The following is a 24,075-nucleotide window of genomic DNA, read 5'->3' as shown; positions in this document are numbered from 1 at the left end:
CTATTTAATATTATTTTTTAAGAACTAATTTTTTTAACTGCACTGCCGCTATTGACAGGGGAATCACAACCAGACCAGCGCACCGCCGGTCTGGTCGGCGCCTCACTTGCCAACATGGTCGGTGAGCTGGCACAAGACAAGTGGGCCGACGGTTCGCCACAAAAGATCGCCCTGCACGGCATCGTCGGACTGATCCAGGCAAAGATCGGTGACAGCAGCGCTGCTGGCGGCGTCGCAGCAGGCATGAGCGTTGAAAAGATGTCACCGCTCATTAGCGACTACCTGCTCAATAACGGCTACGACATCAGCAGCAAGGAAGGACTGCAGGCCTACAACGACATGATGGGACTGGGAGCCACGCTGGTCGGTGCGGCTGCCGGAGGATTGGCAGGCGGCGGGATGGATAGCGCTGGCATGGGCGGGATGATGGGGAAGAATGCGGACGTAAATAATCGGCAGTTGCATCCTGATGAGAAAACGTGGATCAAAACGAATGCTGAACGTTATGCGGCCCAAAAAGGTATATCGTTTGACCAGGCGCAGCAGGAATTAACTGCACAGGCAGATCGTCAGGTGCAGGCAGGTTCTCCCGGCGCATGGGATAAAAGTGCGTATACTTTTTTACAAGAAGCAGGGCGTGGTTTACTGCCATCAGAAGGCAAGAGTGGAACGGGATTTATGTTCTACACCACACCTGAGCAGAAAGCGAATGCCGATATGTATGCAGGTTATGGAGGAACCAACAATCCATCAGAGAGTGATATTGCTGCTGCAATGCAGCGCGAGCAAACCTTTAAGGAACTGGCAAGAAAAGCGACGCTTGCCGCTGCTGCAACCGCTGCCGGGGTGGCAACTGCTGGCGTGGGGGGCGGCTCAGTGATGGATGTTTATGCCGCTTATAAGGCGGCTACGGCGGCGTATTCGGCGGGGGCTGCTTTGGGGACGGGGATGGCTGTTTCGGGGACGATTTATACGGTTGGCGCAGGAGTTGGTGCAGGTTATGATCAATATCAGAATATACAAAATTTCGGTATCAGTTTCGATCAGCGTTTCTCTATACCGGGATTAACCGCTGCAATGGCTATAGGTGGCTTAACTGGCATGTATAGTACGGCAATGTTCAAATGGGCTGGCACACCTAATACTATAAAAAATTGGGCAACAGTGCCAGGATTTATCACGCGCTTTAATAGCGGAGTATTTGGGAAGGTCGCAGGCGATGCTGCGCAAGGTGCGGTTAATTCATCCAAAAAATAATAATCGGAGGTGATATGTTTGACGGATTCTGGTCTGGAATAGTTGGTGGCTTATTTGGCCAGGTGATTACGCAATGGTTAAGCCGATTTAAGTATTGGGTAATTTTTTTAGTCGCAATGATGAGCATTCATATTGGATTTTTTACGGCACTGGTTTATTCAAAGGGGTTAGCGTTCGCTACTCAAGCAATGCTAGAAAACACCTTTACTCCAGTTGGCATACTAGTCCCAATGAGCGCAGGCGTAGGTGCTGTCTTCTTAGCTTTTATCGGTTCACTGAACACCACTAAAAAACCAGGCGAAGACGATAAAAATAGCTCGTAGTATTTAGTTTTTTATAAACACAAAAATCCCCACCATCATCTAGCCGTAACCAGATGTTGTTGCGTCGGACTGTCCTGATGTTAATAACCGGCAGTTGCATCAAGGTGAATATAATTTAGCAAAGAAGAATGCGAAGTTAGTTGCCAAGAAACTGGGGATTAGCGAGGAGGAAGCTGAAGGCCGGATCGTAGCCGAAATACTGAGCAATTCTGATGCGGAGACTGCGAATGCTGCCGGTGGCAAACATGACTATGAACTACGCAGCATCATCGGTTGCCAGAACCTGAACTGTGACGGTGACGTCAATGATCCCGAGTATGCGAATCATGATTACAACAGCGAGTTTACTGCTGAAAATCAGGCTGGCTACGACGCCGGGCAAGGACAACTTGGTAAAGGGCAGACTTATAATGATCTGGTGGCCGACAATATTAGAAAAGATCCGATAGGGGCTGCTTTGGCTGGTTTGGGGATGGTCGGATTCGGGCTAGTGACAGGAACTGGACTTCCCGCCCTAGGCATGGCTGGTACGGGTGCTGGGATTGGCATGGGCGTTAATGGGGTAGCTCAATGGATTATGGGTGATTCGTTTGATGGCTGGAGTTTCGCTATGGCGGGTATAACGGGTGCAGCTTCTAGCGGACTGGGCTTTTTACCGGCGATGTTTATTAATACAGGCGGCGCATTAGCGGGATCGGGGATGCAAGGTCGGAATCCGAATGGGTCCATGACCGGCGCTGCCATTGGGACAGCGATTGGTTATCCGATTGGTTCTAAAATTGAAGGCGGTTTGAATAATGTACTTAATCCATGGTATCGACAGGACTGGAAAGATGTTGGGATGGGAGTATCAAAATGGGCACCGAAAACTCCGCTTCCTTCTTGGGCGGGCGGCGCGGGTTCAGGAGGTATTCAAGAGGTATTAGAAGGACTTGTACAAAAAACTGGAGAGAACAAAAAATGAAATTAAAAACATACTTTGAATTATCAAGATGGGTTTATTACGTACTCTTCTGGTTGATTACAATGGGATTAATCGCGGTGATTGGAGAGTTCTTAGCCGGACCATTTATGGGCTGGCTGTTATACGACATCCCCTACCAATTACCTACCTGGAATCGGATTGGACGCTGGTCGCTAGGTATTTTATTCATTGGTTTCTTTGCAGGATCCCTAAGCTGGTTTTACGAGAAGCGCAGTTCCGGCCGTTAAATTCACTTCTCTTCTTTATTCATTAAATCAAAAAATCGACTCCCAATCCCGTTAGATTTAGGTGGGGCTGGAAAGCATTTGTAGGCAGGGCAACGCAAGCGCGTGGCACGACAGCGCAAGCCAGCACAATCAACATTACCAGTCGCGAGGGTGATATCCGCATGGAAGGCGCTAAACTGCAAGCACACGACATCAGCCTCGACGCGGCGCGCAATATCCACCTGATCGCCGCCACCAACACCACCGATGTGCAATCGACCAACAGTGGCAGCAACGTGGGACTTGGCGCTACGCTCGGTTCCAACGGTCAGCAAACCGGACTCAGCTTTCAGATCGGGGCGTCTGCTGCCAAAGGGCACACTAACGGTCATGAGACCACCTACGACAATACCCAGATCAGCGCCACCAATCACCTCCGCGTCAAAAGTGGCGGCGATCTGAATATGATCGGTGCGCAACTGGCGGGCAACAAAGTCAATCTCGACATTGGTGGCAATCTCAACATCTTGACGCAACAGGACATCAGCAACTTTGACAGCAAGCAAGAAAATGGCGGCTTCAGTCTCAGTCTATGTATTCCACCCATTTGCGTCGGCGTGCTGGCTAGTGGCGGTGTCAGTTACGCACGCCAAACGGTAGACCACAACTATCGCAGTGCAGTCGGACAAAGCGGCATCGCCGCTGGAAAAGGCGGCTTTGACATCAACGTCAAAGGCAATACCGACCTCACCGGTGCAGCCATCACCAGTCAAGCCGAGGCCGACAAAAACAGTCTGCGCACCGCCAGCCTCACCAGCCGCGATCTCGTCAATACCCAGCACACCGACGCCGAAAGTATCAGTGTCAGCCTCTCCACCGGCAGCATCGCCAGCAACGTGATGGGCAACGTTCTGGGCAATCTCAGCGGTATCGGCATGCCCAAAAGCGGCGATGACCGCAGCAACACCAACAGCGTCATCAGCCCCGCCACGGTCACCATCACTGGCAGCGGCGACGCCACCACGGACGCCAACAGCAAAGCCACCGCAAACACACTCACCGAGCGCGACGCGACCACCGCCAATGCAACGCTATCCAATACGCTCACGCTACAACAAGCACAGGACCTGCAACTACAACAACAGCAAGCACAAGACAATCAGCGCATCGCGGGTCTGGTTGGCGCAGTGCTGACCAACATGGTCGGCGATCTGGCGCAAGGAAAATGGCCAGACGGTTCCCCACAAAAGATCGCCCTGCACGGCATCGTCGGCTTGATCGAAGCCAGGATCGGCGGCGGCAGCGCAGCCGCTGGACTTGCGGCTGGCATGATGCATGAAGCGATGGTACCGGTATTGAGTGATTATTTAATTAGTCAGGGTTATGAACCGGGAACACAGGATTTTAATGACATGATGAGCTTGGGTGCAACCTTGGTCGGCGCGGCGTCGGGGGCATTGGCTGGCGGAAGTGTGCGGGATGCGGGGATTGGGGCGAATGTGGGGGTGATTGCGGATGTAAATAATCGGCAGTTGCATCCTGATGAAAAAACGCTTGCCAAGCAATTGGCCGCGAACAGCGATGGAAAATACACTGTCGAGCAAGTTGAAGATGCCATGCGTTCGGCAAACAACAAGGCGTTGGGAGAAGGCGTCGATGCAGGCGCAATTGTCGATGTGAATGGCGATACGGGGACGGTCTACGATGATGGTGCGAAATGGTCGGTCGTGTGAAAAGATGGCAAGCAACAATTAGTACAGCAGATTCCTTCCAATATTTCTCCAGATTTGATGACATACATTGCACAAAATTCCGGTGGTAATTATGGGTGGTCTCCGACAAAAAATATGGCGTTTAACATGAACAATTCGTCGGGGATATTTAATCCATTTGCAAAGGCACATTGTGTCGGAGCGCAATGTTCGGTGGTGAGGGTAGATCCTCCGTTGCCGACTAGAGATCAGATGGCAGATGTTGCGGGTTATACGGCTACGCAGTCAGGGCGGTTCGCTGCGGCCGCTACTGCGTATGCAACATTTTTAGCAGGCAACCCGAATCTTGCATCACAGGCAGGGGCAGCTACGCAAATTAGCATGGCATGGACGGCGACTTTAATTGGATTTGGGGCGTCGACGTTTGAACAGTTATTGAGGCCTAATGCTGGTCAATTAGCTACCAGTAGTTTCACAGATATATTCAGTATAGGTTTCGCTAAAAGGTTTCCTCTCGCTGGACCCGCTATCAACGAAGTGGCAGAAGTTATAAAATCTAGCAAAGCAGAAAATGACGTTGCAGAAAAATTAAATAATGCAATAGGACACAAAAATGAAACTCATTAAAGACGGGAATTTTTCTCCATGGCTCAGAGCGTTAATTTGGGCCACTGGCCTCATACTGGCCGCTTTATTTTATTGCTTCGCGACCGGAGAAATTATGTTTTGGGGAGTGATCATAAGTACAGCTATTGCAGCTATTGGGGCTTATTCTGAAGCAGCAAACACCTTAAGATTAAAGCCCTTCGACAACGAATACAAAAAGGCAAAAAGAAGCTACACGAATAAAGAAGATCACTCTTGAAACGTGTTGATTCATGCTGTCTTCCGCGGACGCGAATAATCGGCAGTTGCATCCTGATGAAAAAACACTTGCCAAGCGACTGGCCGCGAACAGCGATGGAAAATATACGGTCGAGCAAGTTGAAGAGCAAATGCGGGGTATGTCGATGACAAAAGATGGTCAGATGGAAGCAGGTAGTCCAGATACGATCATTGGTACAAATCTAGGTGACGGCACATGGATGAGGGTTGGAACAACCGCAGAGGGAGAGCCCATCTTTACGCAACAAATTGCAGCGGACGATGCGGCATTACGTGCCTATATTGTAGGCAATACCAATAATAATGTTGTACCGAGTTTGATCACGTATGCTGGCAATAGTGAATACACAGCGCCAGTGACGAGAAATATACTGCCAATTCCTACCGCACATTGCGGCGCAGCTGCCGCCGATTGTGCTGCTGGAATTGCGCCATCATTAACTTCAAAGCAACGGCATGAAAATAATACTCAATATGCTGATTACTTTTCTCAAACAGGTAATAATTTTTCTCGTGTAGCTGCCATTGCTACAGCAGCGGGAAATTTAGAAATTGCTATACCTTTGAAGCAGCCGCTGGTGTTTTAAGTTTCTTAGAGCAAGTAATTCGCCCAGATATGGGGCAAGTAGTCGTCGACTCAATATTGGTCGATCAAGCGGCAAAACAGGTAGCTGATCGTTTGCATATTCCGTTGCCTGTGGTTATTGAGGCAATCGAAAAATATGTCAAACCACAATTGCAACCGCTGAGAGACTCAATTAATAATAAATTTGGAAGTGAAAGTGGAAGTGGAAATGGAAATGGAAATGACTGAAAAAAATATAAGACGGTTTATGACATTATTATTTTGTTTGGGAGCGGGAATTATTTATCTATCTATTCAATATATAGAGAATAAATATCTTTCTTATGCTGGTTTATTGCTAGGTGGAATTTTCACTTGTATATCAGGATACTCCGCACAAGCTCATATGTTAAAAATAATGCCATTCAAAAATTCATATAAAAAGCTAAAGAAAGTTATGCAGAGGATGAGAAAAATCATGAATAAAAATAAAAACTAAGAGATATTCCCAGGTAATTGGTATAGCTGGTACGGGTGATGGCATGGGTGTGACCGCGATCACTGGTGTATTTGGTTTAGGAATACAACACGACACCCGCGTCCTTGATTTAAGACGGTAAAAAAAATGATCCGTAGTATTCAGTTGTTTTTAAAAATAAAAGACTCTCATCAGCATCTGGTTGAAACTAGATGTTATTGGAGATTTCGGAATAGAAAGACATGGGCAAGGCAAGCAAAAAACCTAGTAGATAATGTTCTGAACAATCTTAACAGCGGCGTTGGTATGTCGGAGAAAGTGGATGAATCCAGACATACTAATAGCGTTATCAGCCCCGACACGGTTAGCATCACCGGCAACGGCGACGCCACCACGGACGCCACCAGCAATCATCGCCTCAAAGGTGCACTTGCCCTCAAAGCCGGTTATGACGCCTACAAACTGTCGGCAGCATTGCCGGGATTGGTCGATGCCGCTAATGGCAGCATTCATGCGACTCAAGATGTACTCGCCAAAAAACCGCCTGATCCGGATGCGAAGGGTGAGGGTTTTGGCGTCAGCGTCAGTCTGGGTGTAGGTCAAAGCAAGCAGGACAGCAAGAACAGAGCAACGCAAGCGCGTGGCACGACAGCGCAAGCCAGCACAATCAACATTACCAGTCGCGAGGGTGATATCCGCATGGAAGGCGCTAAACTGCAAGCACACGACATCAGCCTCGACGCGGCCCGCAATATCCACCTGATCGCCGCCACCAACACCACCGATGTGCAATCGACCAACAGTGGCAGCAACGTGGGACTTGGCGCTACGCTCGGTTCCAACGGTCAGCAAACCGGACTCAGCTTTCAGATCGGGGCGTCCGCTTCTAAAGGGCACACCAACGGTTACCGATTTCAAGAACGGCAGAACATACCGCGAAGCGATTTTTTCCAGAACCTACATTCCGATTTTGTTGGAGATATTTGCGGAGCATTGCAATGGGGTGGACGAGATTGTAACCGAGATCGGCATGTGTTTTCAAATCAACCTGAATGGTGGCGGAAAAATTTATGACTATGGTTGTCAAATAAAAATAGCGAGTAGCACGGACGACGAAATCAAGGTCGCTATCAAATTGGCTGTAGAGAAGGGATGGCAGCGACTTCACTTGACTGGCAGCGAAGAATTCAAGTCACAAGTTTTTCTGGAGGCAGTTTTATCAGGTGCATTCCGTCCAGAACAAATCACGGGCTATAGACCGAGCAAAGCCGATCTGGAAGTCATCCGCGATTGCAAACCAGCAATGAAGATTGTCAATGATAGCAATGTCATTAAAAGTTATTTCGTTGAAAGATCAGACGGCAGTGGTACGGGTAGTGCAGAGCAGGTTCATCTTCCAAGGCTGAAGATTTAGTCGGTCCAAGCTGTCCAAGCTGTCCGGGCAGTCCCTGCATATTTGCATTCTTCGCGGGTGCAAATGCCACTAATTTCATTTTAAAAATACGAATTCCGGCTATGTACATGAGTCTTAATTAGGACTAAAATTGGTCCTCATTCATTTGCAATAGAGGTCTGATCATGAAATTCTCAACTCAGGTAAAGCCTATCAGCTACCTCAAGAGTCACGCCGCTGAAATTATCAAAGACATCACCGAAAATCGTGAGCCTATGCTCATTACGCAAAATGGTGAAGCCAAGCTGGTTGTTATGGACGTGAAGAGCTTTGAAGAACAAGAAGAAACGCTCGCGCTGCTAAAAATTCTGGCACTCGGTAATCGTGAAATTGAGCAAGGTAAATTTCGTGACGCTGAGGATGTGTTCGCTGAACTGGATAAGGCTGATCACTAATGGGCTTCAGAGTCGTCATACTCGATTCGGCTGAGCAAGATATGAATGAACTCAGAGCCTATATTATCAAGAATTTTTCCGCTGACACTTGGCGCACTACTTACGCGAAAATAAAAGACGCCATTCGTAATCTGCAAAATTTTCCGCAGGCTGGTTGCATTCCAGGTGAAATTGAAAAGCTAAATCTCACACAGTACAGGCAAGTCTTATCTGGAATGAATCGCGTCATTTACGAAGTAAGGCAAGACACCATGTATGTGCATGTCATTGTCGATGTTAGAAGAGATATGGAATCATTACTTACCCGACGACTTTTGAGGGTTACGTAATCGGACCAATACAATATTTAAGAAGCAGCTATTAATGTATTTTCTAATCAATTGAAAGTCTGTAGGTGAATTGACGCCAGATACAACGCCCGAGCAACATCATGACAATATGGTGGACTTTACTGATAAGGCTGCGACAGGATTAGGTGCGGCGTCTATTTGGACACCTTCCCCTTTAAATTTGGGACTCGCCGTACTGGCTGGCGCATTTAAAACGACTAATTATTTGTTAAAACCAGCCAGTTCAGGAACAGCTCTTTACGATTCCGCTTCGATTCTTATTCCCGCATATGTGATTTCACAAAATCCTTGGGTGCAAACAGGTTTCTCGATTGGTAGCTTATGGCTACAACCAATTGTTACGCCAATTATGGATAGTCCATTTAAATCACCTACTTTATGCAACCCACCAAAAACATGCTAAATCATAAAAAAGATAGTTTGATAAAATTTGAAGTAAAAATTTATACTTTTATTAGCTATGCAACGACAGCTTGTGTTTTTGCTTCCATGGTTATACATCCTTAATGCAAACAGTTCTTGAAAAAATATTGTTGTTATAACTGGATTTATATTTTTAGGGGTTGGCGCTGTATTTGGCTTTGCGGTAAAAAATGATGTGAGAGTTCTGGATTTAAGGCGCTTTAAAAAATAGGCCATAGCCGCACCCCGCCTAGGTCGGCGGCGTTTGGCGGTGAATATTGCGTCGGACTGCCCTGATGTTAATAATTGGCAGTTGCATCCGAAAGAAGTTGAACTTATTAAAAAAAATGCCAGCCGTTATGCGAAAGAAGTGTACAACACAGACCATCCAACACCAGAGCAAATACAAGGTGCGTTATCCATGCTGGCAAATACTGCGCAAAATCTGGCTGATTATAATCTCGGCTACGACGTGCCTTAATCAGCACAGGCAGAAGCGTTCTTACATATTTTGCAATCCGAATATGTCGCGACCAATCCAAGCCTGTCTATCGGTAAGGGACAGTTTCTGTTCTATGCGACGAACGTTCAGAAAAACTTAGCCTATATCAACAGTGGTTACGATAAAGAAATTGCTGACGTCATCAGCAAGCGCCCATCCAAAAATCTTGAATTTCAGCGAAGATTCAATCTGCTCGCGATGGTTGCTCAGGGCATTGGTTAAGTAATTCACCTAACTAATATAAGAAGGAAACAGTTTAACAAAAAAGAACGCTACTCTAGACTTTGTGGTCCCTTGAGGTCCTTTCTAAGTAGAGAAAATTTTGAATACAAACCAGTACGAAAAAAGCATTATTTCTGAAACCCCATTAGAAGTACCTAGCTCGTTTAACGGTAAAGCGGAGATGCAAACACCGTTCTTCGCTGTTTCAATTACCAAGCTTTTAGTGTTGTCGTTTTGTACGTTTGGGCTTTACCAGATAGTCTGGCTCTATCGAAATTGGCAGCTTGTTAAGGCGCGGGAAAAGATCAATATTGTGCCTTTTGCGCGAGCACTCTTTGCTTTTTTGTTTTGCTATCAAATGTTTAAAAAAATACGTGATTTCAAAACGCCGAATACTAGCCAGGGTAAGCTACATGCAGGTTCGCTCACTATCGCGTGGATTGTTGTGGCATCTATCTCCAGGCTCGGACATATTTGTTTACTTATTTCATTGATGGCACCAATTTTCTTCGTGCCTGTACAAATCCGTGTGAATCAAATCAATCATGCAGTCACACCTGATCATGATAAAAATGATCGTTTTAGTGTATTGAATTGGCTAACTATTGTTATAGGCGGTGTTTTATTTATGGCGGTGATTATCGGTAGCCTCGTGCTCATGAAATAAAACTACATTTCCCGATGGTGCATCAACGGTTCCCGATATTAATAAAAAGCGTAATCATTAGGCAAAAAAAGAGCATAAATTAAGACAGGTTTCCTTTCCCCAATTCCTGCAAATTCAAATGAATTTTTTTGTACTTAAGCCTGAAATTTCAGCTCTGCAATTATGTTATTTTCGTAGCTGACCTATCTGAACCAAAAATTTATTTTGTCATTGATTTCAATTTTAGCTAACAGGCTCTATTGGTGTAGTCGCTATCAATCTGCGCAATAAATTCATCGCGCATTTCTGACTCGGGTCGACGCAAAAAAGCCGCTCCTTCTGCATTTATTGTGCGGAAGGAGCGGCGTTTTGTTGACTGAATAAAGTGGTTTTAGCTTTGGGTTTCTTTACGCGTGATGACTGGTGGCTTGTTCTCGAAGCCATACACTGATCGTAGAGGGCACTGCGATTGCATCTTTGCCTCCGTCGGATTTCGCTGCAATGGCTTGCTTCGACGCCAGTTTCTTAGGGCGCTCAATACGCATCTGGAGAAACTCGGAAAGTGAGGCGATCGGCAAAAGTGGCTCCATAAGAAAATTGAAAGTGGCACTATATTATAGATCCACGGCAGCCTTAGTATTCGTTATGGATTTTAGAATACATAACCAGACACTAACGGAGCTTTCATGAAAAACGATGGTTTTCACGCCACTACAGTACCAATTAACAACTCCACCAACGCGCAACTTCACCAACGCAAGAATGCTGCGACGCCACGCGGGGTCGGCGTTATGTGTGATTTTTATGCTTCACATGCGTTAAATGCAGAGATATGGGATGTCGAAAATCGCCGCTTTATTGATTTCGCTGCCGGTATCGCGGTACTGAATACCGGGCATCGCCATCCCAAACTGGTGGCCGCTATTCAGGAGCAGTTAGGTAAATTTACCCATACTGCCTATCAAATTGTGCCGTATGAAAGTTACGTTACGCTGGCAGAGCGCATCAATGCGATCACGCCGGGCACTCATGCCAAAAAAACAGCATTCTTTTCTACTGGCGCCGAGGCTGTAGAAAATGCGGTCAAAATCGCCCGTGCTGCAACGGGTCGCACAGCGGTGATCGCTTTCTCGGGCGCTTTTCATGGTCGCACTATGATGGGAATGGCGTTGACCGGCAAGGTCGTTCCCTACAAGGTGGGCTTTGGACCATTTCCTTCCGAAATTTATCATGTCCCATTCCCGGTCGAGTTGCATGGCGTCACAACAAAAGATTCACTGGCAGCCTTGCAAATGCTGTTCAAGACCGATGTTGATCCGCAACGTGTAGCGGCGATTATTTTGGAGCCGGTGCAAGGTGAGGGCGGATTTTATTGCGCACCTGTCGAACTCATGCAAGCGTTGCGTAAGTTATGTGATGAGCTGGGTATTTTGCTAATCGTCGATGAAATTCAGACTGGCTTTGCGCGCACCGGCAAGCTCTTCGCTATTGAGCACTACAATGTAATTCCTGATCTGATGACGATGGCCAAGAGTTTGGCTGGTGGTATGCCTTTGTCTGCAGTGTGCGGACGGGCCGAGATTATGGACGCAGCAGCGCCTGGTGGTCTGGGCGGTACCTATGCCGGTAATCCGCTGGCGGTTGCATCCGCGCTGGCCGTACTGGAAGTGATCGAGGAAGAGCAACTGGTCGACCGTGCCAATATCCTCGGCAAAAAGCTCAAGAATCAACTTGAAATTTTGGGTGCAGAGGTACCTCAGATTGCCGATATTCGTGGGCTTGGTGCAATGGTGGCAGTTGAATTTCTGAAGCCGGGCACCCGCGATGCTGATGCCGATTTCGCTAAACGGGTCCAGACAGAAGCACTTAAAAAAGGCTTGTTATTATTAACCTGCGGCGTCTACGGTAACGTTATTCGTTTTCTCTTTCCATTGACGATTCCTGATGCTGTGATGGATGAAGCGCTGGCTATTCTGGGCACCGTGATGCGCAGTGCGTAGTCTTTGATCTGTCTCTGGCGATCAAAATGACGCATTCGGGCGTGTTGACATATAAAGCTTAAAGTGAGGTTGGTGCAAACTGAATCACATACGTTATGAAGGCTGTTGCGGTAGTCTTTGAATTTGTTTTGAATTTTTTTTTGACCTATCGTCATTGACGCTGCCAAGTATTTCAGCTGTCAGTCGGGATTATTGGAAGACATGTTTGAGTGTAGCGAGTTGGTCTTTCAACCTGACTGAAAGTCAAAAAACTTGGTGATCTGAGGGCGGCGTCTCTGGGGTCGCCTTCTTTTTGGTTAGTTTCTTTTGGCTCGATCAGGGACAAGGGAATAATCCCGCCTAAAGTCCCGATATATGGATGCAATCTTGACCGGTTTCTGATCATCGATTGAATGCTTGTCAAACTGAGAGTGTCCATATATGACTGGCTGTCGGGCCACCCCGACAAGCATCTGGAGCACCAACCGTTTCAGTCGTCGACGAATCGAAACCATACCAATAACATCTAACAAACCATTTATAAATCAACATTCGAACGTTAACACGCTCTGGTTAAAATTCAGTAATATTCGCAGCTGCGGCTTGAGAGTTTTCAGCCGCCTTAATAATGTCATCCCCGGCTTACTTTTTCGTGTTGCTGTATTGCATCTTGACTGTATTGCGATAGCAACGCCCATAAACTCCCTGTCTTAACTACCCGCTAAGGATTTTTTATGTTGCAATTAAAAGACGCTTCTTTATTTCGCCAGCAAGCTTATATCAACGGTGTCTGGTCCGATGCCGATAACGGTGAGACTTTTCCTGTCACTAATCCCGCTACTGGCGAGACTATCGGCACGGTTCCTCTAATGGGTACGACCGAAACCAGACGTGCGATTGCTGCCGCTAACGCGGCCTGGAAATCATGGCGTCGTAAAACGGCCAAAGAGCGCAGCGTGGTTTTGCGTAAATGGAATGATCTGATGTTGGCGAATGCGGATGATCTGGCGCTGATCATGACATTGGAACAAGGCAAGCCGCTGGCTGAAGCCAAGGGTGAAATCACTTATGCAGCCTCTTTTATTGAATGGTTTGCTGAAGAGGGTAAACGCGCTGGCGGTGACACCATTCCATCGACCTCGCCAAATAATCGTATTGTTGTGATCAAGGAGCCGATTGGCGTTTGCGCGGCGATTACGCCTTGGAATTTTCCCGCAGCGATGATTACCCGCAAAGTTGGCCCGGCGTTGGCTGCGGGATGTCCGATGGTGCTGAAACCTGCGGAATCCACACCTTTCTCAGCGTTGGCGCTGGCAGTACTGGCGGAGCGCGCCGGTGTTCCAGCGGGTGTGTTTAGCGTTGTCACAGGCGCTGCCCGTGTCATCGGTGCAGAAATGACCAGCAATCCGATTGTGCGTAAGCTGACGTTCACCGGTTCAACCGGCGTCGGACGTTTGTTGATGGAGCAATGTGCGCCAACCATTAAGAAACTATCGTTGGAACTGGGTGGGAACGCACCATTCATCGTCTTCGACGACGCTGATCTGGATGCCGCTGTCGAGGGCGCAATGGCGTCCAAATACCGCAATGCCGGACAGACCTGCGTCTGCGCCAACCGCTTGTACGTGCAAGCTGGCGTGTACGATGCATTCGCTGAAAAACTGGTAGCGGCAGTTGCCAAGTTGAAAGTCGGGGACGGTCAGCAAGAGGGCGTGACCCAAGGGCCGTTGATTGATCAAAAAGCAGTTGAAAAAGTCGAGCAGCACATTGCGGATGCCTTGAGCAAGGGCGCGCGCATCCTTGCGGGTGGCAAGCGTCATTCGTTGGGACATAGTTTTTTTGAGCCAACTATTTTGGCCGATGTTACTTCCGATATGGTGGTGGCGCGCGAAGAAACGTTTGGCCCGATGGCACCCTTGTTTCGCTTTACCACTGACGACGAAGTGGTGGCGATGGCCAACGATACCGAATTCGGATTGGCCAGTTATTTTTATTCACGCGATATCGGCCGTATCTGGCGGGTGGCGGAAGCGCTTGAGAGTGGCATAGTCGGTATCAATACTGGTCTGATTTCTACCGAAGTCGCGCCATTTGGTGGCGTCAAGCAATCCGGTCTGGGCCGCGAAGGTTCTAAATACGGCATCGAAGACTATCAGGTCATCAAGTATTTGTGCATGGGCGGAATTTGATTCGTTGAAATACGTATCCTAATAATCCGGAAAAAATCGACCGATTGAACTGACTGATAACGGGCGTTCCGCGGCTTTAGTCGTGTTAATCCATGCACGGCTAAAATGGCTCCGGTATTGCCTGTTCATTCGTCCCGCAATATTCAATGATCCAGGCACGGAACGGTGCGACTTTTTCCTGGTTCGCGACGCTTTCGAGGTAGACAAAATAACAACTCTAGCTCGGCATGCTGCAACGGCCGATTCAATGGCTGTATCGTAAAAACCGCGTCCTGTTGGGGTTGATACAGACCGCATTTCCCTTGGCGGTTCTGCCGATGGCGAGCGCCTTAAAAGTAGCTTCCAGTGCGTATGAAGAAGCCGCGGCCACGCTAGGTGCTACGCGCTGGTAATTATGCGTCACATACTTTTTCCGATGGCAATGGCGGGGATTCTATCCTGCGCCTTGTTGTTGTTCGCCCATAGCGCCAGCGCGTTTGCGATGCCATTGTTGCTTAGCGGTCGTCGCGTTATGGGGATTTACTTAACACCCTACAAGCGCCATATCTTATACAAATTCACAGCAACGTCGCGGCCCCCTTGACATCGGACAACAAACTATCTATCCTAATAGGAAGGTAAGCTTCGTAGATTAACTTTGTAGTTAAGCTTTGTAGTTTGCCCTTGTAATCCGTAGTTGTAAGCTTGGAGATTGAGGATGGAAGTTTTTTTATCGTTTATCGAAATGAGTCTATGAACCAACACGAACAACAAGCCCATGATGATGAGGCGGCGCGCACGTTGATGCTTGCCGGTGAGATTCGGGTGTTAATGGGTAAACTAAAGCGGCGCTTGCGCGAAGAGGTGTATCCGGGGGATTTCACGGCATCGCAAATGTCGGTTCTGAGTCGCTTGGAGCGCGAGGGACCAGCAACGGTGACAGCGCTCGCCTTGGCGGAAGGTGTGCGGCCGCAATCCATCGGTGCAACCGTCGCCGTATTGACCGCAGCCGGGATGGTGAGTGGGGCGCCGGATCCAGCAGACGGGCGACAAACGATCTTGTCGCTCACGACGGCGTGTCGAGAATGGGTCAGCGCGGCACGGTCGGCGCGGGAGGATTGGCTGTTCCGTAGCATCAACACCAAATTGTCGGCGGAAGAACAAGCAACACTTGCTGTCAGTATCAAGCTGCTTAGTCGCCTGGTTGATGCATAACCTGTGCTTCTCTCTGTATTAATTAAATTGCGAAACGAGAATGCCGGTGGCTTTGCGCGAAGGTGCTGAGTCGGACTGCGTCCGTTGGTTTTCGACTTTCACGAAGTAGGGAAGTCTTATTTGTAATCATTTTGTAATCATTTTGTAATCAATGTGTGTTGTGCGCCGAGCGTCGTGCGCCGGTTACCATTTAATCATCTTGAAGTTCACATCAAAAAAGGAAAACATATCATGACAGTCACTACACTTGATCCTCAGACCGCACTTATCGTTGTCGACTTGCAGAACGGCATGGCCGCTCTGTCGGCCGTCCCTCCTATGAGCGAAGTAATACAGCGCGCCGCGATGTTGGCTGATGCCTTTCGCCGCCATGGTTTACCCATCGTATTGGTCAACGTAGCGGGTGGTGCGCCGGGGCGAACAGAACAAGCGCGTCATATGGGGACGCCGCCTGCGGGATGGATCGATATTGTCTCGGAGCTGAAACAGCAGCCGGATGATGCCGTGGTGACGAAGCATACTTGGGGCGCATTCACCAACACCGACCTTGCTTCGTATCTGAAAGACCGTGCTGTGACACAGGTGGTGATCGTCGGCGTGGCGACCAGCATCGGTGTTGAGTCGACCGCACGTCAGGCGCACGAGCTTGGGTTCAATGTCACGCTGGCTATCGACGCCATGACTGACCGGAGCTCCGAAGCGCACGCCAATAGCATCACGCTGATTTTTCCACGGTTGGGCGAGACCGGTTCAGTGCGAGAGATCATCGAATTGCTCGATAAGGATCACGAATGAGTAGGTTTGCGGCGCAGGTTGCCGCACAAGCAAAGCTTGCGATAGTGGTACGGTGATGGGTACTTTCCGGTCATTAAATAATGTCAATTATCGGCTTTGGGTGGGTGGTGCCCTTGTGTCTAATGTCGGCACCTGGATGCAGCGCACCACGGAGGATTGGTTAGTGCTGACCCATTTGACGCATAAGAATGCGACAGCCCTTGGGATTGTGACGGCGTTGCAGTTTGGACCGCAGCTGCTTTTGTTGCCCTTGACGGGTTTCGTTGCTGACCATTTCGACAGGCGAAGACTGTTGATCGCCACGCAGGCAATGATGGGGGTGTTGGCGCTCGCGTTGGGGTTGCTGACACTTTTCGGGCTGATTCAGTTGTGGCACGTGTATTTGTTGGGATTTTTGCTTGGCTGTGTCACTGCATTTGATGCTCCGATACGCCAGACGTTTGTGTCGGAACTGGTTGGAGAAGCCGATCTTGCGAACGCGGCGGCGTTGAACTCGACGTCATTCAATGCGGCACGGATGATCGGACCGGCCCTCGCCGGTCTGTTGATTGCGGCGGTTGGTTCGGGATGGGTTTTCCTGATTAATGCGGTCTCTTTTGTTGCTGTACTTTGCTCGCTTACATTCCTCCGCGTGAGTAATTTGCATCGGTCCGAAAGAGCGCCGCGGACGCCCGGTGGATTAGTCGAAGGATTTCACTATGTATGGCGGCGTCCCGATTTGAAAGCGGTGCTTCTCATGCTGTTTTTGATTGGTACTTTTGGACTTAACTTTCCAATTTTTATCTCGACCATGTCAGTGACAGTCTTCCATGCCGGATCGGGGCAATATGGTTTGCTGACGTCGACGATGGCGATCGGTTCTGTGGCGGGCGCGTTGTTGGCGGCCAGAAGGGCGCAACCGCATATCGGGCTGCTGCTCATTGGCGCTGTGGTCTTTGGGATTGGTTGCACGTTAGCGGCGATCATGCCTAACTATGTGTTTTTTGGCCTTGCGCTGATTATCATCGGCGTGTCGACGCAGACTTTCACCACGTCTACCAATAGTTTGGTGCAACTATCCACCGAGCCTGCGATGCGTGGGCGAGTGGTGGCTATAATGCTGGCGGTGGCGTTGGGCGGCGCACCGCTTGGTGCGCCAGTGGTGGGTTGGGTAGCAGACCGATTCGGCCCGCGTTGGGCGCTTGGTGTCGGCGCGGCTTCTGGCTTTGCGGCTGCAATGGTTGGGATCTATTATTTGAGAAAGTACCGACACCTGCGTGTGTCGTTTCGCGCTGGACGGTTTCGCTTTAGCGTAGACGAGCTTATAGCATGGCGTGATCCAGTTCCATCGAAACAACATGCCGACGCATCAACTTAAGCTAACGCGTCGGCGTGTATCAATTTATGATTTTGCGCGGTCCAGCAAACCTTGCGTGCGAATGAAGGCGACGACTTTTTCTACGCCATCGCCGCTGCGCAAATTGGTGAAGAGGAAAGGGCGGTCGCCGCGCATGCGTTTGGCGTCATGCGCCATGACATCAAGGTTGGCACCGACGTAAGGTGCGAGATCGGTTTTGTTGATGATGAGAAGATCCGAGCGCGTAATGCCGGGACCGCCTTTGCGTGGGATTTTTTCGCCACCGGCGACGTCGATGACATAGATCGTGAGGTCGGACAATTCAGGACTAAAAGTGGCGGCTAAATTGTCACCGCCGGATTCCAGCAAAATCAGATCAAGGTCAGGAAAGTCGGCGCTCATGCGGGCAATCGCTTCCAGATTGATCGAGGCGTCTTCGCGAATGGCTGTGTGCGGGCAGCCGCCGGTTTCCACGCCCATCAGGCGTTCGGCTGGCAATGCATCGGCGCGCAAGAGGATTTCCATGTCTTCTTTGGTGTAGATGTCATTGGTGATGACCGCCATTTCATAGTCGTCACGCATACTTTTGCATAACATCTCGCACAGTGCCGTTTTGCCGGAACCGACGGGGCCACCAATGCCGACGCGTAATGGGTTTGGGGTGGCAATAGTATTGGTACTGGTCGTGTTGCTCATAATAGAAATCTCTTACAAAAAATGGTTGAATTCGGTATCGCTTGCTGACGCCTAAAACGGGGCATTATTATGCACAACTCAGGATCGATAAAGTCGGCTGTATTGCTCTTCATGTTGCATCGACAGGAGCGATAATCCTGGTGACCAATTGGATAAGTCGTCGTCCGCCACTTGTTGCGCAAGCTCGGCGGCACGTTGTAGTTCTGGCTGTAAGGATAGTAATAAACGCTGTCCCGAAACCTGCCCCAAAGGTACGGATTTAACACAGACCAAGACCTGATTTTCGGCCCATGTAAACAGCATTCCCAGCAGCGTGGCTTCGTGCGGTATGTTGAGTGCCACAGCGGCAAAGGCGAATGCGGTCGGTAATGGCAATTCAGGTTCTGCCTGCAATAGGGCGATCAACGTGGCATCACCAATGTGCAGATCAATCACCAGCTTGCCTAAAGAGTAGCCCATTTGAATGGTCTCAGCGCGGAACTCGGCGGTGTCACGTGCGGCAATAAAACGTTCGGTCCAGACACGCACCGCATCAGCATCACGCAGTTCAAAAGCCTGTAACAAGCGCCATAAAATCGGTGCTTCAAAATAGGCCACAACGTGATGTAGATGATCAATGATCCAGTCCCGCGCGGAGGCCTGATCTTTTACCAGCCCGCGTTCTATCGCCGATTCCAGACCTTGCGAATAACTATAGGCACCAATCGGCAGCGATGGGCTGGATAGTTGCAGCAAGTGGAGCAGAGCGGTCGCTTGCATGGTGGCGATCCGTTTAGGTTGTGGTTTCTGGCTTGTCGCCGGGCCGATGAATTTTTTGGCGCAGCGGGACGGGGGCTAATAAGCCATCATTGTGGTGATGTCCGCCGCCATACGCGCCGGATTCTGGTTCGAATGCGGCGAACTGCTCAATCACATTTGCGCCAAGACCTTCCAGCATTTCTCGCAATACGGTATCTTTGCGAATGCGTAGAAAGCCATCTCCCACTTGTGCCTGTGTATGGCGATTACCAAGATGGAATGCGCAACGTAATAGTGCGAATGGCGTCGCGCATTCAACGCGATACGTGGCCTCGTCAGCGGCGATTATTTTTATCACCGATTGCGTACCGTCGTCGTCTTCGCCAGCGATCAGATCGCCATGGCGCAGGACTGTGCCGCGGACGGTAAAGACGCCAACTTCCTGCCCGGAAGTAAGTGCGGCGCGCAGACGGCTTTTTTCACGCAGGTCGTAGGGCAATACCAGTTCGCCATCAATGCGGTCGGCATGGTCGATTTTTGTATTAAGAGTTAGCATAAATGTTTGAAACAATCAGAATAAAAAGTAACGTTGCGCCATCGGTAAGATGATTGCCGGTTCGCAGACTAATAGTTCGCCATCGGCGCGCACTTCGTAGGTTTCCGGGTCGACTTCCATATGCGGCGTGGCGCTGTTGTGGATCATGTGATGCTTGCGTAAGTGACGCATATTTTTAACCGCAACCACCGGTTTGTTTAGTTTAAGCAAGTCGCCGATGCCATCGTCATACGCCGCTTGCGAAACGAAGGTTAATGAGGTTTTGAGGCCGCCGCCGTACGCACCAAACATCATCCGATAGTGGACCGGTTGGGGCGTAGGAATGGAGGCATTTGGATCGCCCATTTGTGCTGCCGCAATCATGCCACTTTTTAGTATCATGGATGGCTTGACGCCGAAGAAGGCTGGTTTCCACAGGACTAAATCAGCGATCTTGCCGACTTCAATGGAGCCGACTACATGAGAAATGCCGTGCGTTATGGCCGGATTAATCGTGTACTTGGCGATGTAGCGTTTGGCGCGGAAGTTGTCGTTGCGACTGCTGTCTTCCGGCAACGAACCGCGTTGGGTTTTCATCTTGTGGGCGGTTTGCCAGGTGCGCATGATAACTTCGCCAACGCGGCCCATTGCTTGCGAGTCGGACGACATCATACTGATGGCACCGATGTCGTGGAGGATGTCTTCTGCGGCAATGGTTTCGCGCCGAATTCGGGATTCTGCAAAGGCGACGTCTTCTGCAATCGACGCGTCAAGATGATGGCAGACCATCAGCATATCCAGATGTTCGTCCAACGTATTGACGGTGTAAGGACGGGTCGGATTGGTGGAGGACGGTAACACATTGCCTTGACCGACTGCGGCGATAATATCCGGCGCATGGCCACCGCCCGCACCTTCTGTATGGAAGGTATGGATGGTGCGGTCTTTAAACGCCGCCAGTGTGTGCTCCAGAAAGCCACCTTCGTTTAAGGTGTCGCTGTGGATCGCAACCTGCACGTCCATGCGGTCTGCGACGTTCAGGCAATTGTCGATGGCCGCTGGGGTGGAACCCCAATCCTCGTGCAGCTTCAGGCCGATTGCACCAGCGCGCACTTGTTCTTCTAATGGCGTTGGCAGGCTGACGTTACCTTTACCAAGAAATCCCAGATTCATGGGGAAAGCATCCGCGGCCGATAGCATGGCGTGCAAATGCCATGGTCCCGGCGTGCAGGTTGTCGCTGCCGTACCAACTGCCGGCCCGGTACCACCGCCTAGCATGGTGGTCACGCCGCTCATTAATGCTTCTTCAATTTGTTGCGGACAGATGAAGTGAATGTGTGAGTCGATGCCGCCAGCGGTGACGATCATGCCTTCGCCAGCAATGATTTCGGTTGCTGCGCCAATTGCCATGGTGACGTCGGGTTGGATATCGGGATTGCCCGCTTTGCCGATGGCGGCGATCCGGCCACTTTTTAGGCCGATATCGGCCTTGACTATGCCCCAATGGTCGAGAATGACGGCGTTGGTGATGACGGTATCCATGACGTCACGGTGATTGCGTTGCGACTGACCCATGCCGTCGCGGATGACCTTGCCGCCGCCGAATTTAACTTCTTCGCCGTAAGTTGCGTAATCCTTTTCGATCTCAATGAACAATGCCGTGTCTGCCAGGCGGATACGGTCGCCGGTAGTCGGACCAAACATTTCGGCATAGGCCTGACGTGAAATTTTGCTCATTTGGCTTCCTTCTGAATCTGTGGAATTTTTTCTTCTTTTTGGTCCATTTTTTTGTCCAGTGAGCCCATGACTTTGCTATTGAAACCGTAGACCTTGCGTTCACCCGCTAGCGCGACCAGTTCAACGGTCCGCTTCTGGCCCGGCTCAAAACGCACGGCAGTACCGGCAGCAATATTGAGGCGCATGCCATAGGCGTCGTCCCGCTCAAAAATAAGCGCTGGATTGGTTTCATAAAAGTGATAGTGCGAGCCAATTTGAATCGGTCTGTCACCACTGTTGGCGACTGTGACAATGGTAGTTCTGCGGCCGACATTGAGTTCGATGTCGCCGTCTTCGATCAGCATTTCGCCGGGGATCATGGTGATTTCCAGTGTCTAAAATGAGGGAACAAAATAGGGTAAGTGAGCAAACAGTAGCGCTGAAATCACGGAATCGGGTGATGCACCGTCACCAGCTTGGTACCGTCCGGAAAAGTGGCTTCCACCTGGATGTCGTGGATCATCTCGGCGATACCGTCCATCACGTCCGCCCGACTGAGAATTTTAGTGCCTTCCGACATCAGCTCAGCGACCGTTCTGCCATCGCGTGCGCCTTCCATGATCGCGGCAGTAATCAAGGCAATTGATTCTGGATAATTCAGTTTCAATCCACGGGCTTTGCGTCGTTCCGCCAATAACGCGGCGGTGAAGATCAATAGTTTGTCTTTTTCGCGGGGAGTCAGTTCCATTTGGCTCTTTCCTTCTTTATCTTGTTACGTTTTTTGTCTGATTGAAACGCCATATTCAGGTATTCCAGATACGGGGAATCACGGCTTCTCGTCCTAATAACTCTGGCCTGATCTGTTGCCACGCCTGCGTCATCCATTGTCTGGCAAGTTCGCTGGAATGACCAAGAAATCGTAGCACCATGACTGATTTCATTTGTGTTGCACCGATCATCGCCTGACCGTCGACCAACTGGTTGCTGGCCTCGCGCAGGTCATTGATGACCTTGGCTGGTAATGCTTTCCCCACGGCGATCAGCGTGGCGCAGACGGTATAGTTGGCTAGCCGCAAAGGGCTGCGCATAGCTGCCGTGCCTCCGCTTAATGTGCCTTGCTCGAACCAGATCAGTTTGCCTCTGCGACGAATACTGGTGCGCTGCATTATTTTGCCATCATCAAATGACTCGCCTGATGCGGTACGCCCGAAGCATAGTATTTCGCTGCCGATGTAGTTGGCATCGGCGGCGAGCGTAACCTGATGATCTAGTTTGACAGCGGCGTGGTTAAAGAAGATGGTTTCTTGCGGCAGCCATTCAAGCGTCGCACCCTCATCGACGGTGAGATTTACTTGCTGCTGCGACACGTTGCCGTTGGCTTTGTACCATTTCGCTGCGCCGGGTGTGGTGATGAGCGCGTGCGCGTGGTCACCGACTGTGGCTGAGACTGTCAATTGATCACCGCCAACGACGCCACCGGGTGGATGGATAATGATCGCGTGGCAGACTGAAGGGTGTTCTGGGTAAAGCGTTTTTTGTACCCGCAACGGTCCAAAATGGCTGCGTTCGATGAGGCGCGTTGTGCCTTGATCGTTGGCAAATCCCAGCGTTAGCCGGGCCTGCCATGGAGCGGGTTTATTGGTTTGCAGAGATAACGTTGAATCCGGAAATACGCGCTGATCTGCTGCGGAGACGAGTGCCGCGGATACGGTTGGGCCGAGCGTTTTGGTCGGTATTGGAAGGTCTGGGGCATCAACAAATTTCATTTTCGAGACTATACCGCCAAGTGTCTTTTAACGCTCGGATCATCCATTTGTGCCTGTGTTCCGGATGCAACAACCTCTCCACGCGACATGACGATAAAGTTATCAGCCAGCTCCTGAGCAAAGTCGAAATATTGTTCGCATAGCAGAATACCGATGTCGCCCCTTTGGCGTAAAAGCCGGATCACGCGACCAATGTCTTTAATGATTGACGGTTGAATGCCTTCGGTCGGCTCATCAAGGATGATCAGTTTTGGTTCGGCCAGCAAAGCGCGGGCGATGGCAAGTTGCTGTTGTTGGCCGCCGGACAGATCGCCGCCGCGCCGTTGCAGCATTTCTTTTAATACCGGAAAAAGTTCGTAGACTTCACCTTTGATCAGCGAGGCTTTCTTGCCGGATTTGGTCGCCATGCCCATCAATAGATTTTCTTCAACCGTCAGGCGGGCAAAAATCTCGCGACCTTGCGGGACATAAGCGATGCCAAGGGCGGCGCGCTGATGTGGTTTTAACTTGGTAATGTCGCGGCCTTCCAGCGTCACTTTGCCGGTTGCAACTGGCAATACGCCCATCAGACATTTCAGCAAGGTTGTTTTGCCGACGCCATTGCGTCCCAGCAGACTCAGGCATTTGCCTTTTTCCACGTTTAATGACACGCCCCGCAAAGTATGGGAGGAACCGTAATATTGGTTCAGTTGCTCGACGTTTAACATATGCAATTTTCCTGATGATCTTTTTCGGACTTACGTAGAACCG

The 24,075-nt window shown here is 49.8% G+C and carries 31 protein-coding genes and 1 pseudogene; 23 read left to right on the top strand and 9 right to left on the bottom strand.

The window, feature by feature from the left end; translation table 11 throughout:
* Positions 1-51 precede the first annotated feature (51 nt).
* The 17 genes from ACXX82_RS02515 (at position 52) to ACXX82_RS02435 (ending at position 10,402) form a co-directional block, all read left to right on the top strand.
* Positions 52-1,257, top strand: coding sequence for a VENN motif pre-toxin domain-containing protein (locus ACXX82_RS02515; RefSeq protein ID WP_458562339.1), 1,206 nt, complete (start codon positions 52-54; stop codon positions 1,255-1,257).
* A gap of 14 nt (positions 1,258-1,271) precedes the next feature.
* On the top strand, positions 1,272-1,580 hold the full coding sequence (locus tag ACXX82_RS02510; protein WP_458562338.1) for a hypothetical protein: 309 nt from the start codon (positions 1,272-1,274) through the stop codon (positions 1,578-1,580).
* A gap of 94 nt (positions 1,581-1,674) precedes the next feature.
* Positions 1,675-2,544 (top strand): hypothetical protein, encoded by an 870-nt coding sequence (locus tag ACXX82_RS02505; protein WP_458562337.1) that lies wholly within the window; start codon positions 1,675-1,677, stop codon positions 2,542-2,544.
* A complete protein-coding gene (locus ACXX82_RS02500; protein WP_458562336.1) occupies positions 2,541-2,792 on the top strand; it encodes a hypothetical protein in 252 nt (83 codons plus the stop codon). Before ACXX82_RS02505 ends, ACXX82_RS02500 begins: the two co-directional genes overlap by 4 nt.
* A gap of 26 nt (positions 2,793-2,818) precedes the next feature.
* Positions 2,819-4,504, top strand: coding sequence for a hemagglutinin repeat-containing protein (locus tag ACXX82_RS02495; protein WP_458563948.1), 1,686 nt, complete (start codon positions 2,819-2,821; stop codon positions 4,502-4,504).
* A gap of 231 nt (positions 4,505-4,735) precedes the next feature.
* The gene (locus ACXX82_RS02490; RefSeq protein WP_458562335.1) at positions 4,736-5,110 is read left to right on the top strand and encodes a hypothetical protein; all 375 of its coding nucleotides are present in this window, start codon (positions 4,736-4,738) and stop codon (positions 5,108-5,110) included.
* Entirely contained in the window at positions 5,097-5,348 is a 252-nt protein-coding gene (locus ACXX82_RS02485; RefSeq protein WP_458562334.1) for a hypothetical protein, read from the top strand. Before ACXX82_RS02490 ends, ACXX82_RS02485 begins: the two co-directional genes overlap by 14 nt.
* Before the next feature lie 46 nt (positions 5,349-5,394).
* Complete coding sequence (locus ACXX82_RS02480) at positions 5,395-5,955, top strand: hypothetical protein (RefSeq protein ID WP_458562333.1); 561 nt, start codon at positions 5,395-5,397, stop codon at positions 5,953-5,955.
* Between the two features lie 213 nt (positions 5,956-6,168).
* On the top strand, positions 6,169-6,432 hold the full coding sequence (locus ACXX82_RS02475; RefSeq protein ID WP_458562332.1) for a hypothetical protein: 264 nt from the start codon (positions 6,169-6,171) through the stop codon (positions 6,430-6,432).
* Between the two features lie 285 nt (positions 6,433-6,717).
* The gene (locus ACXX82_RS02470; RefSeq protein ID WP_458562331.1) at positions 6,718-7,485 is read left to right on the top strand and encodes a hemagglutinin repeat-containing protein; all 768 of its coding nucleotides are present in this window, start codon (positions 6,718-6,720) and stop codon (positions 7,483-7,485) included.
* Positions 7,442-7,825, top strand: a complete 384-nt coding sequence (locus ACXX82_RS02465) for an LPD7 domain-containing protein (protein ID WP_322239710.1) — start codon at positions 7,442-7,444, stop codon at positions 7,823-7,825. Before ACXX82_RS02470 ends, ACXX82_RS02465 begins: the two co-directional genes overlap by 44 nt.
* Before the next feature lie 164 nt (positions 7,826-7,989).
* Positions 7,990-8,259 (top strand): type II toxin-antitoxin system Phd/YefM family antitoxin, encoded by a 270-nt coding sequence (locus tag ACXX82_RS02460; RefSeq protein ID WP_322239708.1) that lies wholly within the window; start codon positions 7,990-7,992, stop codon positions 8,257-8,259.
* A complete protein-coding gene (locus ACXX82_RS02455; RefSeq protein ID WP_458562330.1) occupies positions 8,259-8,588 on the top strand; it encodes a type II toxin-antitoxin system RelE/ParE family toxin in 330 nt (109 codons plus the stop codon). The genes ACXX82_RS02460 and ACXX82_RS02455 overlap by 1 nt, the downstream gene beginning before the upstream one ends.
* Before the next feature lie 70 nt (positions 8,589-8,658).
* Positions 8,659-9,012: a hypothetical protein gene (locus ACXX82_RS02450; RefSeq protein ID WP_458562329.1), complete on the top strand. Its 354-nt coding sequence runs from the start codon at positions 8,659-8,661 to the stop codon at positions 9,010-9,012.
* Between the two features lie 270 nt (positions 9,013-9,282).
* On the top strand, positions 9,283-9,492 hold the full coding sequence (locus ACXX82_RS02445; RefSeq protein ID WP_323507721.1) for a hypothetical protein: 210 nt from the start codon (positions 9,283-9,285) through the stop codon (positions 9,490-9,492).
* A gap of 30 nt (positions 9,493-9,522) precedes the next feature.
* The gene (locus tag ACXX82_RS02440; RefSeq protein WP_322239700.1) at positions 9,523-9,735 is read left to right on the top strand and encodes a hypothetical protein; all 213 of its coding nucleotides are present in this window, start codon (positions 9,523-9,525) and stop codon (positions 9,733-9,735) included.
* A gap of 100 nt (positions 9,736-9,835) precedes the next feature.
* The gene (locus ACXX82_RS02435) at positions 9,836-10,402 is read left to right on the top strand and encodes a hypothetical protein (protein WP_458562328.1); all 567 of its coding nucleotides are present in this window, start codon (positions 9,836-9,838) and stop codon (positions 10,400-10,402) included.
* Between the two features lie 386 nt (positions 10,403-10,788).
* Here ACXX82_RS02435 and ACXX82_RS02430 read toward each other — a convergent pair whose 3' ends face one another.
* The gene (locus tag ACXX82_RS02430) at positions 10,789-10,959 is read right to left on the bottom strand and encodes a hypothetical protein (RefSeq protein ID WP_458562327.1); all 171 of its coding nucleotides are present in this window, start codon (positions 10,957-10,959) and stop codon (positions 10,789-10,791) included.
* A gap of 108 nt (positions 10,960-11,067) precedes the next feature.
* Between ACXX82_RS02430 and gabT the strand changes: the two genes are divergently transcribed.
* From gabT to ACXX82_RS02400, 6 genes and pseudogenes are all read left to right on the top strand, one after another.
* A complete protein-coding gene (gabT, locus tag ACXX82_RS02425) occupies positions 11,068-12,381 on the top strand; it encodes a 4-aminobutyrate--2-oxoglutarate transaminase (RefSeq protein WP_322239694.1) in 1,314 nt (437 codons plus the stop codon).
* A 713-nt stretch (positions 12,382-13,094) separates the two neighbouring features.
* Positions 13,095-14,549 carry an NADP-dependent succinate-semialdehyde dehydrogenase gene (gene gabD, locus ACXX82_RS02420; RefSeq protein WP_458562326.1) on the top strand — a complete coding sequence of 485 codons (1,455 nt, stop codon included), beginning with the start codon at positions 13,095-13,097 and terminating at the stop codon, positions 14,547-14,549.
* A gap of 224 nt (positions 14,550-14,773) precedes the next feature.
* Positions 14,774-15,060 (top strand): annotated as a pseudogene (locus tag ACXX82_RS02415) (ABC transporter permease subunit); the annotation flags it as partial.
* Between the two features lie 221 nt (positions 15,061-15,281).
* Positions 15,282-15,743: a MarR family winged helix-turn-helix transcriptional regulator gene (locus tag ACXX82_RS02410; protein WP_458562325.1), complete on the top strand. Its 462-nt coding sequence runs from the start codon at positions 15,282-15,284 to the stop codon at positions 15,741-15,743.
* A 231-nt stretch (positions 15,744-15,974) separates the two neighbouring features.
* Positions 15,975-16,538, top strand: coding sequence for a cysteine hydrolase family protein (locus ACXX82_RS02405; RefSeq protein WP_458562324.1), 564 nt, complete (start codon positions 15,975-15,977; stop codon positions 16,536-16,538).
* A 52-nt stretch (positions 16,539-16,590) separates the two neighbouring features.
* Positions 16,591-17,895, top strand: a complete 1,305-nt coding sequence (locus ACXX82_RS02400) for an MFS transporter (RefSeq protein WP_458562323.1) — start codon at positions 16,591-16,593, stop codon at positions 17,893-17,895.
* A gap of 24 nt (positions 17,896-17,919) precedes the next feature.
* Here the strand turns inward: ACXX82_RS02400 and ureG are convergent, their stop codons facing one another.
* The 8 genes from ureG to urtE all read right to left on the bottom strand — a co-directional run bounded on the left by ureG (position 17,920) and on the right by urtE (position 24,032).
* Positions 17,920-18,570, bottom strand: coding sequence for an urease accessory protein UreG (gene ureG, locus ACXX82_RS02395; protein ID WP_322239684.1), 651 nt, complete (start codon positions 18,568-18,570; stop codon positions 17,920-17,922).
* 78 nt (positions 18,571-18,648) lie between these two features.
* Positions 18,649-19,329, bottom strand: coding sequence for an urease accessory protein UreF (locus tag ACXX82_RS02390; RefSeq protein ID WP_458562322.1), 681 nt, complete (start codon positions 19,327-19,329; stop codon positions 18,649-18,651).
* Between the two features lie 13 nt (positions 19,330-19,342).
* Positions 19,343-19,864 (bottom strand): urease accessory protein UreE, encoded by a 522-nt coding sequence (ureE, locus tag ACXX82_RS02385; protein ID WP_458562321.1) that lies wholly within the window; start codon positions 19,862-19,864, stop codon positions 19,343-19,345.
* Between the two features lie 15 nt (positions 19,865-19,879).
* Positions 19,880-21,580 carry an urease subunit alpha gene (gene ureC / locus ACXX82_RS02380; protein WP_322239678.1) on the bottom strand — a complete coding sequence of 567 codons (1,701 nt, stop codon included), beginning with the start codon at positions 21,578-21,580 and terminating at the stop codon, positions 19,880-19,882.
* Positions 21,577-21,939 carry an urease subunit beta gene (locus tag ACXX82_RS02375; RefSeq protein ID WP_458562320.1) on the bottom strand — a complete coding sequence of 121 codons (363 nt, stop codon included), beginning with the start codon at positions 21,937-21,939 and terminating at the stop codon, positions 21,577-21,579. The genes ureC and ACXX82_RS02375 overlap by 4 nt, the downstream gene beginning before the upstream one ends.
* Positions 21,940-22,004: 65 nt before the next feature.
* Positions 22,005-22,307 (bottom strand): urease subunit gamma, encoded by a 303-nt coding sequence (locus ACXX82_RS02370; RefSeq protein ID WP_205320292.1) that lies wholly within the window; start codon positions 22,305-22,307, stop codon positions 22,005-22,007.
* A gap of 55 nt (positions 22,308-22,362) precedes the next feature.
* The gene (locus tag ACXX82_RS02365; protein ID WP_458562319.1) at positions 22,363-23,325 is read right to left on the bottom strand and encodes an urease accessory protein UreD; all 963 of its coding nucleotides are present in this window, start codon (positions 23,323-23,325) and stop codon (positions 22,363-22,365) included.
* Between the two features lie 8 nt (positions 23,326-23,333).
* Positions 23,334-24,032: an urea ABC transporter ATP-binding subunit UrtE gene (gene urtE, locus ACXX82_RS02360; protein ID WP_458562318.1), complete on the bottom strand. Its 699-nt coding sequence runs from the start codon at positions 24,030-24,032 to the stop codon at positions 23,334-23,336.
* Positions 24,033-24,075 lie beyond the last annotated feature (43 nt).

Source organism: Glaciimonas sp. GNP009, from assembly GCF_054343755.1.
The sequence above is the reverse complement of the archived record's forward strand: the minus strand, read 5'-3'. Positions and strand labels throughout refer to the sequence as shown.